Origin of the sequence: Nocardia sp. 852002-20019_SCH5090214, assembly GCF_001665865.1 — a bacterium.
Taxonomy (GTDB): Bacteria; Actinomycetota; Actinomycetes; order Mycobacteriales; family Mycobacteriaceae; genus Nocardia; species Nocardia nova.
Genome location: NZ_LZMK01000223.1, coordinates 1 through 17,325, shown reverse-complemented (window position 1 = coordinate 17,325; position 17,325 = coordinate 1). Strand labels below are relative to the sequence as shown.

4 protein-coding genes are annotated in these 17,325 nt (G+C 70.4%); 2 read left to right on the top strand and 2 right to left on the bottom strand.

Annotated elements, in window-relative coordinates; all coding sequences use genetic code 11:
* Positions 1 to 53: 53 nt before the first annotated feature.
* Both katG and A5780_RS18220 read right to left on the bottom strand, forming a co-directional pair.
* Positions 54 to 2,279, bottom strand: coding sequence for a catalase/peroxidase HPI (gene katG, locus A5780_RS18225; RefSeq protein WP_064909077.1), 2,226 nt, complete (start codon positions 2,277 to 2,279; stop codon positions 54 to 56).
* Positions 2,280 to 2,315: 36 nt separating this feature from the next.
* Positions 2,316 to 2,729 (bottom strand): Fur family transcriptional regulator, encoded by a 414-nt coding sequence (locus A5780_RS18220; RefSeq protein WP_036525450.1) that lies wholly within the window; start codon positions 2,727 to 2,729, stop codon positions 2,316 to 2,318.
* A 461-nt stretch (positions 2,730 to 3,190) separates the two neighbouring features.
* On the opposite strand from A5780_RS18220, the gene A5780_RS18215 reads away from it, so the two are divergent.
* Complete coding sequence (locus A5780_RS18215) at positions 3,191 to 3,385, top strand: hypothetical protein (RefSeq protein ID WP_146098563.1); 195 nt, start codon at positions 3,191 to 3,193, stop codon at positions 3,383 to 3,385.
* 246 nt (positions 3,386 to 3,631) lie between these two features.
* Positions 3,632 to 17,325: non-ribosomal peptide synthetase (locus tag A5780_RS18210; RefSeq protein WP_064909075.1), on the top strand; the 13,694-nt coding region annotated here is incomplete at its 3' end.

Genomic DNA, 17,325 nt, shown 5'->3' with positions numbered 1-17,325 from the left:
TGTGTATAAGAGACAGCCACCGCCGGTGCGCGGGGCATCCGGGCGACGGCGGATCAGGCCAGGTCGAACCGATCCAGGTTCATCACCTTGTCCCAGGCGGCGATGAAATCGTCGACGAACTTGCCCTTGGCGTCGTCGGTGGCATACACCTCGGCCAGCGCCCGCAGCTGCGAGTTCGAGCCGAAGACCAGATCGACGCGGCTGCCGGTCCAGCGCTGCTCGCCGGTGGCCCGGTCCGAGCCGACGTAGGTGCCGTCGTCGGCCGGAGAGGGCTTCCACTCGGTGCTCATGTCGAGCAGATTCACGAAGAAATCGTTGCTCAGCACTCCGGGGTTGTCGGTGAGCACGCCCAGCGGCGACTGCTTGTAGTTGGCGCCGAGCACCCGCAGACCGCCCACGAGCACGGTCATCTCCGGCGGGGTCAACCGCAGCAGGTTCGCCTTGTCGACCAGCAGATACTCCGCCGACAGCCGGGTGCCCTTGCCGAGGTAGTTGCGGAAACCGTCGGCCTTGGGCTCGAGTGCGGAGAACGACTCCACATCGGTCTGTTCCTGGGTGGCGTCGGTGCGGCCGGGGGTGAACGGGACGCTCACCCCGAAACCGGCGTCGCGGGCGGCCTTCTCGATCGCCGCGACACCGCCGAGCACCACGACGTCGGCGAACGAGACACGCACGTTGCCGGACTGATCGGTGTTGAACGCCTCCTGGATCGCTTCCAGGGTGCGGATCACCTGGGCCAGCTCGTCAGGGTCGTTGACCTCCCAGCCGTTCTGCGGTTGCAGCCGCAACCGGCCGCCGTTGGCGCCGCCGCGTTTGTCGCTGCCGCGGAACGAGGCCGCCGCCGCCCAGGCCGTCGACACCAGCTGCGGCACCGTCAGGCCCGAATCGAGGATCCGCGCCTTGAGGGTGGTGATCTCGGCGTCACCGATCAGGTCGTGATCGACGGCCGGGATCGGGTCCTGCCACAACAGGGTCTCCTCCGGCACCAGCGGACCCAGATACCGGGACTTGGGTCCCATATCGCGGTGGATCAGCTTGTACCAGGCCTTGGCGAACTCGTCGGCCAGTTCCTCGGGATGGTCGAGCCAGCGCCGCGTGATCGGCCCGTAGATGGGGTCGAATCGCAGCGACAGGTCGGTGGTCAGCATCGCCGGGGCCTGGGTCTTGGACGAATCGTGGGCGTCGGGCACCGTGCCCGCGCCGGCGCCGTCCTTCGGCACCCATTGCCACGCCCCGGCGGGACTCTTGGTCTGCTCCCATTCGTAGCCGTAGAGGGTTTCGAGGAAGCTGTTGTCCCAGCGGGTCGGGGTCGGGGTCCACGTCACCTCGATGCCGCTGGTGATCGCGTCCTTGCCGACACCGGTGCCGAACGAGCTCTTCCAGCCCAGGCCCATCTGCTCGAGCGGCGCGGCTTCCGGTTCGGGGCCGACGTTGTCGGCGGGGCCGGCGCCGTGGGTCTTGCCGAAGGTGTGGCCGCCGACGATCAGCGCCGCGGTTTCCACATCGTTCATCGCCATCCGGCGGAACGTCTCGCGGATGTCGATCGCGGCCGCCAGCGGATCCGGATTACCGTTGGGCCCTTCGGGATTGACGTAGATCAGGCCCATCTGCACGGCCGCGAGCGGGTTCTCCAGATCGCGCTGCCCGGAGTAGCGGGTATCGCCGAGCCATTCCATCTCCGGACCCCAATACACCTCCTCGGGCTCCCACTCGTCGACGCGGCCGCCGCCGAAGCCGAAGGTCTGGAAACCCATGTGCTCGAGGGCGACGTTGCCGGTGTAGACGATGAGATCGGCCCACGACAGTTTGCGGCCGTACTTCTGTTTCACCGGCCACAGCAGCCGGCGCGCCTTGTCCAGGCTGGCGTTGTCGGGCCAGCTGTTGAGCGGGGCGAAGCGCTGCATCCCGGATCCGGCGCCGCCGCGGCCGTCCTCGATGCGGTAGGTGCCGGCCGCATGCCAGGCCATGCGGATGAACAGTGGCCCGTAGTGGCCGAAATCGGCCGGCCACCAGTCCTGCGAGGTCGTCATCACCTCGATGATGTCGGCCTTGACCGCGGCCAGATCCAGGGTGGCGAATTCGGCGGCGTAGTCGTAGTCCGCGCCGAAGGGATTGATTTCGGCCGGATTGTGCTGCAGCACTTTGAGATTGAGCTGTTCCGGCCACCAGTCGCGGTTGCCGCCACCTTCGACGGGTCGCTTCATGCGGCCGACGACGGGGCATCCGCTCTCGGGCGGTTCGGTATTGGCCTCGGCGATAGGTGGATGTTCCTCAGGCACGGTCTTTCCTTTCCGAGTGAGTGAAACGGGCTGTGATCACGGGGTCGATCGAGCAGTCGGCAGGGAACAGGAGGGGCACAGGCCCCAGTAGATGACCTCGGCCTCGTCGAGGACGAAGCCGTTGTCGTCGGCGGCGGTCAGACACGGTGCGTCGCCGACCGAACAGTCCACATCGGCGATGACGCCGCAGGAGCGGCACACCAGATGGTGGTGATTGTCGCCGACGCGGGTCTCGTAGCGGGCGACCGAGCCCATCGGCTGGATCCGGCGCAGCAGACCCGCCTCGGTCAGCGCCCGCAGCACGTCGTAGACGGCCTGATGGGAGACCGTGCCCAGGGTGCCGCGGACGAGGCCGAGGATGGTGTCGGTGTCGGAGTGCGGGTGGTCGGCCACAGCGGTCAGCACCGCGATCCGCGGGGCCGTCACCCGCAGCGCGGCCCGGCGCAGCATGCGCTCGAAATCCGCCGTAGTGGACACGGTCCGAAGTATGACTCATTCAAGTAACCGGTAGGTGCGGTTTTGAGAACCAAATTTCCGAACACTTCGGATCCGGCCGCCGTCCGAGGGTCGCCCCCGCGCTCGCGCGGCCGCACCGGTGCGGCCGGCGGTCACATCCGTGTGGTGCCTCGAGTTTTGTGATTGTTGTGATTTCTGTGGTTTCTGATGCCGGTGACCACACCGAAATTCAGACCTTCTCGGGGCTCGATTTCATAACGACCGTCACGAAAACCGCGGGCGGCAACCGGAAGTGTCTCGTTCTTCCTGCGCTCGAGCGGGCGAAAGTCCGGCTATCTGGTACCGAGGAAACTGCGTAGTTATCAAAAAATTACTTTTTATCCGGGCGCGCCCGCCCACCGAATCTACCTACGACACACTGCCGTGAGGTGCTTCACGTGCCAGAAGGTGATCCGGTGAACGCGATGAATTCCAACGATGTGGGTAACCCGCCCGCCCCGCCAGGCCCGGATACGGGCCGCGCCGCCCCGCACGACGCGATGTGCGGCGGCGGGCACGGCGACGGTGACGGCTCCGAACCCCGGGGCGGCGTCGAATCCGCGGACCGGCGGTCGCGCGATCACCGGCTCCGCTGCAAACACGCGGACTGACCTGGGCCGACGGCCCACGCGGGCGGTCGCCGCGACGTGTCGGGGCGTCGTGACCACCGCCTTCGCGCCCGCCGGCCGCACCACCAGACGAATATCCGCCCAGGGCGACGAGGGCGCTGTTCGTCGCGCTCGAGAAATCGCGGCGCACATTTCGACGTGCTTCACGCAATACGACCGACGTCGTTTCGAGGAAACGGTCCGGCGTCGTGTCACTGCGTCGAAGTAAAGAGATCCGATGGAGGACCGGTGACCCAATTCAAAAGCAACTTCGGCGGCGATTCACAGGCACCGAAGTCACCGCGGATCGGCCCGGCGCCACTCGGCGGTCACCAGGCACCAGGCAACGGAACACGCGCACGCACTTCGGGGCACGGATTCCCGCGCCCGGCGCCGGACGGCGTATTCAAGCTCACCGCGGCGCAGCGCGGAATATGGTTCGCCCAGCACCTCGCGGGCGAATCCCCGATTTCGGTGGCGCAATACGTGGAAATCATCGGGGAATTGGATACCGATCTGCTCATGGAGGCCTGCCGCACCGCGAGCCTCGAATTCGGGTCCGGACATCTGCATCTGATCGAGGTCGACGGCGAACCCTGCCAGTTCGTCGACCACTTCCGCGGCGGCCCGATCTCGGTGGTGGATCTGCGCCGTCACACCGACCCGGTGGCCACCGCGCACCGGCTGATGACCGAGGACTACGCCGCACCGCTGGATCTGCTGCACGACCACCTCATGGTGTGCGTCATATACCAGGTCGGCGACAACCACTACCTGTGGTACCAGCGCGCCCACCACATCGCTCTCGACGGATTCGCCGCGGTGACGATGCTGCAGCGCATCACCGAGCTGTACAACGCGTGGCTGCGCGGTACCGAACCCTCCCCGGCCGCGGCGAAGGACCTGGCCGAGATCACCGAACAGGACCTGGCCTATCGCGGGTCGACGCGATTCGACAACGACCGCAAATACTGGACCGAACATCTGGCGGACGCACCGCCCGTGGTCAGCCTGGCCGGACGTGTCGGCAAACCCACCATCCACCCGGCACTGGTCAGCGAAGCGCTCGCACCCGAGACCGCCGCACTGCTGGATGCCGTGGTCGCCGAACGCAGCACCAGCGTCACCCCGATCGTCGTCGCCGCCTTCGCCGCCTACCTGGCCCGCATGACCGGAAGCACCGAGGTGCTGCTGAGCCTTCCGGTGTCGGGCCGCCACTCCGCGATACTGCGCCGCTCCGGCGGCATGGTCGCCAACGTGGTGCCGCTGCGCGTGCGGGTCGGCTCCCGCAGCGTCGGTGAACTGATCGACGCGGTACAGGGCGAGCTGACCAGCGCGCTGCGCCGCCAGCGCTACCGGCAGGAAGACATCTTCCGCGATATGGGCATCGCCCGCGACGAGACCGCCTCCTTCGGTCCCGCCGTGAATCTGATGATGATCGACAACGACGTCGTCCTCGGCGACACCACCGGCCGGTTGCACGTGCTCACCTCCGGGCCCACCGCCGACCTGTTCGTCAACATCTATCCCGGCGCCGGCCGCGACAGCACCCACATCGACTTCCAGGGCAATCCGAACATCTACCGGCCCGACGAACTCGCCGCCCACCACGGCCGCTTCCTGATGTTCCTGCACGAATTCCTCGACCGCGGAACGCAATACCGCATCGACCGGCTGCCGCTGCTCGCACCGTCCGAACAGCAGCGGCTGCTGCCCGTGCGCGGCGACGACGCGGTCGCGCCCCGGCTGCTGCCCGACATCCTGGCCGACAGCGCCGGGCGCCACCCCGCCTCCGACGCGATCTCCACACCCGGCGCCACCGTGACCTACGGTGAACTCGACGCCCGCTCCTCACAGCTGGCCCGCCAACTGATCACACGCGGCTGCGGCCCCGACACCACCGTCGCGATCATGCTGCGCCGCTCGGTCGAATCGATCGTCGCCGCCTGGGCGGTCGCCAAATCCGGCGCCGCGATCGTGCAGGTCGATCCTGACTATCCGGCCAAACGCATCGAGCACATGATCGCCGACAGCGGCGCCCGGGCCGGCATCACCGTCGACGCCTACCGGGGACGGCTGCCGCACACGGTCACGCCGGTGGTGCTCGACGATCCGGACACCGCGGCCGCCTGCCGCGACACCACCGGCGCCCCGATCGGCGATAGCGAACGCCTGCGCCCGCTGCGCCCCGACGACCTCGCCTACATCACCTACACCTCCGGATCCACCGGCATCCCGAAAGGGGTGCAGGTGACCCATGCGGGGCTGGCCAACCTCATCGCCGACCGCAGCGAGGTCTGCGGTGTGGACGCCACCGCGCGGGTGTCGTATGCGCTCTCGCCCAGTTTCGACGCCTCACTCGAGCAGTTCCTGGTGTGCTTCGCCAACGGCGCGACCCTGCTGGTCGTCCCGCCCGAGGTGATCGGCGGCGACGAACTGACCGACCTGCTGGCCGCCCAGCACGTCACCCACCTCACCCTCACCCCGGCGATGCTGGCGACGGTGGATCCGCGGCGCCTGAGCGAGCTGCGGGTGGTCGTGGTCGGCGGTGACGTGTGCCCGCCGCACGTGATCGAACGGTGGACGCGCTCGGCGGCGATGTTCAACGAGTACGGGCCCACCGAAACCACCGTCACCGCCGCCAGCGCCGCGGTCACCCCGGGCGGGGACCTGACCGTCGGCGGCCCGATCCGCGGGGTCTCGGCGATGGTGCTCGACCGCTGCCTGCAAGCGGTGCCGACCGGCACCCCGGGTGAGCTGTATCTGGCCGGGCCAGGGGTGGCGCGCGGCTACAGCCACCGGTTCGCCGAAACCGCGGCCCGCTTCGTCGCCGACCCGCACGGCGGGCCCGGAGCGCGCATGTACCGCACCGGCGATATGGCCCGCTGGGTCGGCGACGGACCCGTCCCCGAGCTGGAATTGCTGGGGCGCACCGACTTTCAGGTCAAGATCCGCGGCTACCGCATCGAACCCGGCGAAATCGACGCCGCGCTCACCGCCCACGACGATGTCGACATCTCCGTCACCGTGCCGGTGCGCAACAACGCCGACGCCACCGTGCTGGCCTCCTATGTGGTGCCGGTGCGCGGACGCCACATCGACCCGCTGGACCTGCAACGCTTCGCCCGCGACACGCTGCCGCCGCATCTGGTGCCCGCGGTGATCATGGCGTTGGACGCCCTGCCGGTCAACGCGTTCGGCAAACTCGACCGCGCCGCCCTGCCCGCACCCGCCTTCGGTACCGCGGCCGCGGGGCGGGCGCCGTCCACCCCGCGGGAACAGCGGGTGGCGCAACTGTTCGGCGAAATCCTCGACGTGGCCACGGTCGGCGCCGACGACAGCTTCTTCGCCCTCGGCGGCGACAGCATCCTGTCCATTCAACTCGTGGCGCGCGCCAAGGCGGAGGGGCTGAGTTTCTCCACCCAGGACGTGTTCGAACACAAGACCGTCGCCGCTCTGGCCGCGGTCGCCACCGACGCCGGCGGCGGCCCGCAGCTGCCCGAACTGCCCGGCGGCGCGATCGGGCCGATGCCGCTGACCCCGATCATGTACGCGATGCTCGCGCGCGACCGCTTCGACCGCTTCGCGCAGGCCACCCTCGTCGAACTGCCGCCACACGTCGACGACGCCGACCTGGTGGCCGCGCTGGCGGCGGTGCTGGACCGCCACGACATGTTGCGCGCGGTGTTGCGCGGCGCCCACTCCGCCGACCGGTACATCGACGTGGCCGCCCCCGGCACGGTCGACGCCGCGGCCGCCTACGAATCGGTGCGGCTGCCGCGCCGCGACGCCACCGAGATCGACGCCCGGTTGCAGGCGGCCGCCGACCGGCTCGATCCCGCCGACGGTGTGCTGGTGCAGCTGGTGCGGATGAGCGACGACACCACCGGGCCCGACCTGATGTGGGTGGTGATCCACCACCTCGCCGTCGACGCGGTGTCGTGGCGCATCCTGCTCACCGACCTCGCCGGGGCATGGCAGCAGATCAGCGCCGGCGCCGAACCCGCCTTCGGCCCCGCAACCACCTCGGTGCGGCGCTGGAGCCACGGACTCACCGAGCACGCCGCCGGCCGCCGCGCCGGCGAACTGGAGCTGTGGAAGACCATCCTCGCGCCGGGGGAGAAGCTGCTCGGCACACGACCTCTCGATCCCGCACACGACACCGCGGCCACCGCGGGCCGCGTCGAGGTGCACGTACCCGCCGACGTGTCCGAAGCGATCCTCACCACCGTCCCCGCCCGCTTCCACGGCACACCCAACGACCCGCTGCTGGCGGCGCTGGCGCTCGCACTGGGGGAGTGGCGTCGCCGCCGCGGCGTCGACCCGGACACCGAACTGATCTCCCTCGAGGGACACGGCCGCGAGGAACACGCCGTACCGGGCGCCGACCTCAGCGCCACCGTCGGCTGGTTCACCACCCGCTTCCCGGTGCGCCTGGACCTGCGCGGCGTCGACGCCGACGACGCGTTCGCCGGCGGCCCCGCCGCGGGCGCGGCGATCGTGGCAGCCAAGGAACAGTTGCGCGCCATCCCCGGCAACGGCATCGGCTACGGGATGCTGCGCTGCCTCGACGCCGAGGCCGGCGCCGAACTGGCCGGCGCGGCCGAACCGCAGATCGCGTTCAACTACCTCGGTCGCGTCGGCGTCCACGAACAGTCCGGACCGTGGACACCGACCACCGAATTCACCTCCCTCACCGCGACCGGCGACCCGGCGATGGCGCTGCCCGCCGTCCTGGATGTCAACGCGATCGCCGAACCGGGACCCGACGGCCTCGAACTCGACGCCACCTGGGAATTCGCCACCGACGTGCTGAACAGCGCGGACGTGGAGGAACTGGCCGGACTGTGGGTGCGGGCGCTGCGCGGGCTCGCCGACCACGCCCGCGGCGAAACCGCCGGCGGCTTCACCCCGTCGGATTTCCCGCTCGTGGACCTCACCCAGGACGAGATCGACCGCTGGCAGCTGGAATATCCGACCATGACCGACGTGTGGCCGCTAACCGCACTGCAGTCCGGTCTGCTGTTCCACGCCGTCTACGACACCGACCGCGTCGACGGCTACACCGTGCAGGCGACACTGACCCTCGCCGGGAACGTCGACACCGCCCGCATGCGGGCCGCGGCACAAGCGGTGATCGACCGGCACGACAGCCTGCGCACCGCATTCGTCGAAAGCGCCGCCGGGCCCCGCCAGATCGTGATGAGCGGCGTGCGCGCCGACTGGCACGACAGCGACCTCACCGAAATCGCCGACGCCGGGGAACGCGACCGCGAACGACGCCGCATCATCGACGCCGCGTCGGCCCCCTTCGATCCGGCCCGGCCGCCGCTGCTGCGTTTCCACCTGATCCGCACCGGCGCAACCGAATTCGAACTGCTGCTCACCAACCATCACATCGTGCTCGACGGCTGGTCGATGCCGCTGCTGATCCACGAACTGCTCACGGTGTACGCCGCGGACGGCGATCCGGCCGCACTGGCACCGGCCGGCACCTACCGCGACTACCTGCACTGGCTGCACAGCCAGGACCGCGACGCCGCGATCACCGCCTGGCAGAGTGTGCTCGCCGGCATCGAAAGCCCGACCCTGGTGACCGGGCGCCCGGACCGGACCGTGCCCGCCGACAACGCCGAAGTCAGCCGCAACCTCTCCGCCGAGACGACCGCCGCGATCACCGACCTGTCGCGCGCCTACGGTGTCACCGCCAACACCACCGTGCAGGTGGCATGGGCGCTGCTGCTGACCACCTTGACCGGCCGCTCCGACATCGTGTTCGGCAACACCGTCTCCGACCGCCCACCCCAGCTGCCGGGAGTCGAACGCATGGTGGGGCTGTTCATCAACACCCTGCCCGTGCGGGTCCGGCTCGAACCCGCCGAAACCGTCGCCGACCTGCTGGCCCGGGTGCAGTCCGAACAGGCCGCCACCCTCGACCACCGCCATCTCGGGCTGGCCGAACTGCAACGCGCCACCGGATTCGCCGACATGTTCGACACGGTGACCGTGCTCGAGTCCTATCCGCTCGACCGCGAACAGCTGACCCACAATCTGCGCGAGGCCGGACTGCGGCTCGTCGACGTCGACGCCCACGACGCCACCCCGTATCCGCTGAGCCTGCAGGTGACCCCGCCGCGGCCCGGCCGCGCCGGCGACCCGGATTCGGCCACCTCCGCCACCCACACCGTGATGTTGCGCTTCTCCTGCGACCGGCTCGACATCGACACCGCCCGCATCCTGCTCGACCGCTACGAACGGATCCTCGACCAGATCGCCGCCGACCCCACCGCCACCGTCGCCGCCATCAGCCCCTGCGCGAATGCCGAACTCGCCGAACTGATTCCGGCGCCACGCAGTGCACCGGCCGGACGCACCCTGCGCGACATCCTCACCGACACCGCCCGCACCCACCCGGACGCGGTGGCCGTGCGGTCGGGAACCACCACGCTCACCTATCGGGCACTCGCCGCGCGGGCGCACCGGCTCGCGCAACGGCTACTCACCCGCGGCGCACGCCCGGAAACCGTTGTCGCCGTGGTCGTTCCGCGTTCGATCGAGCTGGCCGTCGCGATCTGGGCGGTCGCCGAAACCGGCGCGGCGTTCCTGCCACTGGATCCGGCCAACCCCGGCGAACGCCTCGCCGAACTGCTCGCCGATTCGGGCGCCGCCCTCGGCGTCACCACCCGCGCCCTCACACAGGGGCTTCCCGCCACCGTCGACTGGACCCTCGCCGACACCGACCTGCCCGCCGAACCCGACACCACCGCCGCGCCCGACGAGCTGCGGCTCGACCACGCCGCCTACCTGATCTACACCTCCGGATCGACCGGAACCCCCAAAGCCGTGCACCTGACCCACCGCGGCCTCGCCGGCCTGGCCGCCGCCCACGCCGACGCGTTCGGCGTGAACACCACCTCGGCCGTCTTGCAGGTCGCCTCACCGGGATTCGACGCCTGCCTGTCGGAACTGCTGCTCGCCCACGGCCACGGCGCCTGCCTGGTGATCGCACCGCCCGACGTCTACGGCGGCGCCGCACTCGAGGAACTGCTGCGCGCCCAACGGGTGACCCATGCCATCATCACCCCGTCGGTGCTCAACACGATGGACCCCGCGCAGCTGCCCGCACTGACGACGATCGCGGTCGTCGGGGAGGCCACCGCAGCCGACCTCGTCACCCGCTGGGCGCCCGGGCGGCGGCTGATGAACCACTACGGCCCCACCGAATGCACCGTGTGGGCCACCGGATCCGACGCCCTCACACCCGGGCAACCCGTCACCATCGGCACCCCGATCCCCGGACTGTCGGTGACCGTGCGCGACATGTGGCTGCGGCCGGTCCCCGCCGGCGTCGCCGGCGAACTGTATGTGCGCGGCCCCGCCCTGGCCCGCGGCTACCTCGACCGACCCGCCACCACCGCGGCCCGCTTCGTCGCCGACCCGGAATCGGCTCGCGGAGAACGGATCTACCGCACCGGTGACAGCGTGCGCTGGCTGCACACCTCCCGCGGACCGCAACTGGAATACCTGGGCCGCAGCGACCAGCAGGTCAAAATCCACGGCCTGCGCATCGAACCGGGGGAGATCGACGCCCGCCTGGCCCGCCACGACACCGTGGCCGTCGCCGCCACCGTCGACCGCCCCGGACCCGCCGGCGAACCCGTGCTGGTGTCCTACGTCGTCGCCGCACCGGGGGCCACCCTCGACCCGGCCGCGCTGCACACCGACCTGGAACGCGAACTGGCCCACTACATGAACCCCGCCGCCATCGTGGAACTGGCGGACATGCCCCGCACCCCGGTCGGCAAGATCGACCGGAAAGCGTTGCGCGAACTGGACTTCCGATCCGAGGAGACCGCCGGACGGGCGCCGGCCACCGCCGACGAACAGCTCATGGCGAAACTGTTCGCCGAAGTCCTGCACCTGGACACCGTGTACGCCGACAGCAACTTCTTCACCCTCGGCGGCGACAGCATCGTATCCATGCGGCTGGTGGCATTGGCCCGCTCGGCCGGGCTCACCCTCACCCCGCGCGACGTCTTCGAAGCCAAAACCGTTGCCGCACTGGCGGAACTGGTCGGCGGCACCGTCGCCGCCGACCCGTCGCCGACCCGTGAACCGGCCCACCGCGCCGAAGGCCGCCCCCCGCGCCCATCGGACTTCCCGCTGGTCGAGCTGACCGCCGCCGACGTCGAACGGCTCGACCACCGCTACCCGGACCTGGCCGACGTGTGGCCGCTGTCGCCGATGCAGGCCGGAATCCGATTCCACTCCACCTACAACCCCGGCGCCGGCGACAACTACACCGTGCAAACCGCGATCGGCTTCACCGGCACCGTCGACGCCGAACGCCTGCGCCGCGCCGCCCAAGCCCTCGTCGACCGCCACGACATCCTGCGCGCCGCCTTCACCGACACCAGCGCCGGACCCTGCCAGATCGTGCTCGGCCACGCCCCCGTCCGCTTCCGGCACATCGACCTCACCTCCGGCGCCGACAACGCCGGCCTCGATCAGGTCGCCGCCGACGACGCCGCCGAAGGGTTCGACCTGTCGGCGCCGCCGCTGATCCGATTCACCCTGATCACCGTGCGCCCCGACCGCTACCGGCTGCTCGTCACCAACCACCACGTGATCCTCGACGGCTGGTCCATGCCGCTGCTGATGAGCGAACTGCTCGCCGACTACAGCACCCCCGCCCACATCGACACCGCCGAACCCGCACCCAGCTACCGCGACTACCTGGCCTGGCTGCACCGCCAAGACCTCGCCGCCTCCACCGCCGCCTGGACCGACGAATACGCCGACGTCGAATCACCCACCCGCGTCGCCCGCGCCGACGCCGCCCACCGCGACACCTCCGCCGGCGAAATCGACACCCTGCTACCCGCCCACCGGGCCGCCGACCTGCGCCGCGTCGCCGCCGACGCGGCCGTCACCGTCAACACCGCCGTCGCCGCGGCATGGGCGCTGACCCTGCGCGAACTGACCGGCGACACCGACGTGATCTTCGGATCAGCCGTCTCCGGCCGGCCCCCCGAACTCCCGCAGGTCGACCGCACCCTCGGCATGTTCCTCAACACCGTCCCCGTGCGCGTGCCCCTCGACCCCACCCACACCGTCGAGCAGCTGCTGACCCGCATCCAGCAACACCAGGCCCGCATGCTCGACCACCACCACATCGGACTGGCAGACATCCACCGCGCCCTCGGAATGACAGCCCTGTTCGACACCGCCGTCGCCTTCCAGTCCTTCCCCGTCGACCGGCCCGCCCTGCAGCACCTCGTCGACGCCGCGGGCCTGCACATCGACGACATCACCGGCGTCGACGCCACCCCCTACCCGCTCAGCCTCGTCGTCGCCCCCGAATCCGACGACACCGCACACACCGACACCACCCACACCGACCCGGCCGCGGCACCGGGACTGCGCATCACCCTGCGCTACCTCGACGACGAATTCGACACCCACCGCGCACAGTGGATCCTCGACCGGTTCGTCGCACTCCTGCACCACATCGCCGACGACCCGGCCACCCCGCTGGCACGGCTCACCGCCGCCGACGACACCGAACCCGTCCACCCGGCCCGCGCGCACCGCCGGCCGCGAACCTTCGACGACATCCTCACCGCCACCGCCGCCACCCACCCCGACGCCGTCGCCGCCACCTGCGGCACCGACACCCTCACCTACCGCGACCTCGACCAGCGATCCAACCGGCTGGCCCGGCTGCTGCTGCACCGCGGCCTCACCCCGCACACCGTGCTCGCCAGCGCCCTGCCACGCTCCCTCGACGCCGTCGTCACCGTGTGGGCAGCCGCGAAAACCGGCGCCGCGTTCGTGCCCATCGACCCCCGCCTGCCCGCCGACCGCATCGCCTTCCTGCTCGACGACTCCGGCGCCACCCTCGGCATCACCCACACCGGCAACGCCGACACCGGCACGATCCACCCGCACCGGCACATCGACCGGCTCGTCCTCGACGACCCCGACACCGTCCACGCCCTCGACACCGAATCCGCCGCACCGATCACCGACACCGAACGCGGCGCGACACTCACCCCCGACCGCACCGCCTACCTCATCTACACCTCCGGATCCACCGGAACACCCAAAGGCGTGCTCGTCACCCACCGCGGCCTCACCGACCTCGTCGCCGCCCAGCAGCGCATCCTCGGCGTCACCGCCGACTCCGCGGTGCTGCAGGTCGCCTCACCCAGCTTCGACGCCTCGATCTTCGAACTGCTCCTGGCCCACGGCGCGGGCGGCCGGCTCGTCGTCTCCCCGCCCGACGTGTACGGCGGGCCCGAACTGGCGAAACTGATTCAGCGCGAACACATCTCGCACGCCGTGCTGACACCGTCGGCGCTGGCGACGATCCCCGGCGACCACGTCGACACCCTGCGGGTACTGGCCACCGCCGGCGAACCCGTCGGCCCCGAACTGGTCGACCGGTGGGCACCCGGACGCACCATGGTCAACCTCTACGGACCCACCGAATCCACCATCTGGGCCACCGCGAGCGCACCGCTGACCCCGGGCGCACCGATCACCATCGGCGCCCCCGCCGGCCCCGTCACCACCACCGTCCTCGACACCTGGCTGCGGCCCGTCCCGCACGGCGTCGCGGGGGAGCTGTACCTGCTCGGCCCCGGACTCGCCGACGGCTACAAAGACCGCACCGCACTGACCGCGACCCGATTCGTCGCCTGCCCGTTCGGCGCACCCGGCACCCGCATGTACCGCACCGGCGACATCGTGCGCCGCACCACCGGCGGCGACCTGGAATTCGTGGGACGCAACGACTTCCAGGTCAAAGTCCGCGGCTACCGCATCGAACTCGCCGAAATCGACGCCGCCCTCGCCGCCCACCCCGGCGTCGCCTTCGCCGTCACCGTCCCACGCACCGACGACGGCCGCCCCACCACCCTCGTGTCCTACGTGACCCCCGCCGCCGGCGCCACCCTCTCCGACACCGACCTGAAAACCGCACTCGCCCAGGCACTTCCGCCCTACATGGTGCCCGCCGCCGTCATGATCCTCGACGAGGTGCCGCTCACCCCGACCGGCAAACTCGACCGCGACCGACTACCCCGGCCACCCGCCAGCGCCCGCGCCTTCCGCGCACCCACCACCTGGCAGGAAGACGTCGTCGCCCGCGCCTACGAACAGGTCCTCGACGCCGAACACGTCGGCGCCGACGACGACTTCTTCGCCCTCGGCGGCGACTCGCTCAGCGCCGCCCTCGTCGCCGCCCGCATCGGCGCCGCCCTCGACGTGCGCATCCCCGTGCGCACCATCTTCGAAGAACCCACCGTCGCCGCCCTCGCCCGCCGCGCCCGCACCCTGCACGGCACCGCCCGCCTCCCGCTCACCGCAGGGGAGCGCCCCGAACCGCTGCCGCTGTCGCTGGCCCAGCAACGCATGTGGTTCCTCAACCGGTTCGAACCCGAATCGGCCGCCTACAACATCCCCGTCATGCTGCACCTGTCCGGGCGCCTCGACACCACCGCACTGAGCGCCGCCCTCGACGACGTCATCGCCCGCCACGAAGTACTGCGCACCATCTACCCCGAAACCGACGGCGAACCACGCCAGCTCATCCTCGACCGGGCACCGATCACCCTCGAAACCGGCCACCCCGCCCGCGACACCCTCCCACATCTGCTTACCGAATTCGTGCGCCGCGGCTTCGACGTCGCCACCCAGGTACCGATCCGCGTCGCCCTGTTCGACATCACCACCGACACCGACGACACCGGTCAGTACATGCTCGTCCTGGTCGTGCACCACATCGCCGGCGACGGACAATCCATGGGCCCGCTGGCCCGCGACGTCATGACCGCCTACGCCGCCCGCCACACCGGACAACCCCCGCAGTGGCAGCCCCTGCCGGTGCAGTACGCCGACTTCGCGCTGTGGCAACGCCGCATCCTCGGCGCCGCCGACGACCCCACCTCGCTGATGTCCACCCAGCTCGACTACTGGCGCACCACCCTCGACCGGGTACCCGACCTGCTCGACCTGCCCACCGACCGGCCCCGCCCCACCGTCGCCACCCTCACCGGCGGCCGCGTCCCCCTCGACATCCCCGCACCCCTGCACCGGCAACTGCAGACAGTGGCCCGCGACCACGGCACCTCCCTGTTCATGGTCGTCCACGCCGCACTCGCAGTGCTGCTCGGGCGGCTCGCCGACACCGACGACATCGTCATCGGCACCCCCGTCGCCGGCCGCGGCGAACCCGGCCTCGACGACCTCGTCGGCATGTTCGTCAACACCCTCGCCCTGCGCACACCCATCGACCGCAGCGAACCGTTCACCCAACTGCTGGCCCGCACCCGCGACACCGACCTGCACGCCCTCGACCACGCCGACGTCCCCTTCGAACGCATCGTCGAAGAACTCAACCCGCACCGCACCACCGCCGCGCACCCCCTGTTCCAAGTGGTGCTCGCCTTCCAGAACACCGGCGCCATCGACATCGCCCTGCCCGACGTCGCCGTCTCCCGCGCCGACGTCGACACCGGCACAAGCCAATTCGACCTCCAGCTCGTCATCTCCGACACCAGCACCGAAACCGGTGCCGCCCAAGGCCTGTCCGGCATGATGATGTACGCCCGCGACCTGTTCGACCCCGACACCGTCACCAGCTTCGTCCAGCGACTGCTGCGGATCCTCGACACCGTCGCCACCAGCCCCGACACACCCGTCGGCGACATCGACTGGCTGCACCCCCGCGAACACCACGCCCTGCTCACCAGCATCGGCCCACGCACCGCACCCACCCCCGAATCACCACTGCTGCCCGACGTATTCGCCGACGCCGTGCGCCGCAACCCCGACGGCCTCGCCGTCCGCACCGGCGACACCGGCCTCACCTACACCGAACTCGACCAGCGCTCCAACCGCCTGGCCCGGCTGCTCATCGAACACGGCGCCGGACCCGAAATCCCCGTCCTGGCCGCCGCGCCCCGCTCCGCCGAATCCGTGCTCATCTGGTGGGCCGTGGTGAAAACCGGCGCCACCTACGTCCCCGTCGACCCCGCCTACCCGGCCCACCGCATCGACCACATGATCACCGATTCGGCTGCCGCACTGGGCATCACCGTCACCACCGCACGCCCCGCACTACCCGACACCGCCGACTGGATCATCCTCGACGCACCCGAAACCACCGCACACCTGCACACCCGCCCCGACAGCCCCCTCGACGACCACGACCGGCTGCGGCCGCTGCGCGCCACCGACACCGCCTACGTGGTCTTCACCTCCGGATCCACCGGACGCCCCAAAGGCGTCGCCGTCACCCACACCGGCATCGCCGACCTCATCGCCACCCAACGCGCCGACTACCACATCGAACCCGGCTCCCGATTCCTGCACTTCGCCTCACCGTCCTTCGACGCCGCACTGATGGAGATCCTGTTCGCCACCGCCGGCGCCGCCACCCTCGTCATCGCACCCACCGGAACCTACGGCGGCGAGGACCTCGCCGACCTGCTGCGCACCCAGCACGTCACCCACGCCTTCGTCACCCCCGCCGCCCTCGCCTCCGTCGACCCCACCGGACTCGACGACCTGCAACTGGTGCTGTCCGGCGGCGAAGAAGTCCCCGCCGAACTCGTCAAACGCTGGGCAGGCACCGACCGCCGCGGCACCCGCGAATTCCGCATCCTCTACGGACCCACCGAAACCACCATCCTCGCCACCGCCACCCGGGCCCTGAACGCGGGGGACCGGCCCACCATCGGCACCCCACTACCCGGCATGCAAGCCTTGATCCTCGACACCCGCCTGCATCCCGTCCCCGCCGGCGTGGTCGGCGAGCTCTACCTCGCCGGCCCCGCACCCGCCCGCGGCTACCTCAACCGCCCTCGACACCGAATCCGCCGCACCGATCACCGACACCGAACGCGGCGCGACACTCACCCCCGACCGCACCGCCT

What these genes read in the sequence shown, in the direction of transcription:
- A5780_RS18220 (WP_036525450.1), bottom strand. Translation starts at nt 2,729, where the DNA reads ATGCTGCGCCGGGCCGCGCTGCGGGTGACGGCCCCGCGGATCGCGGTG.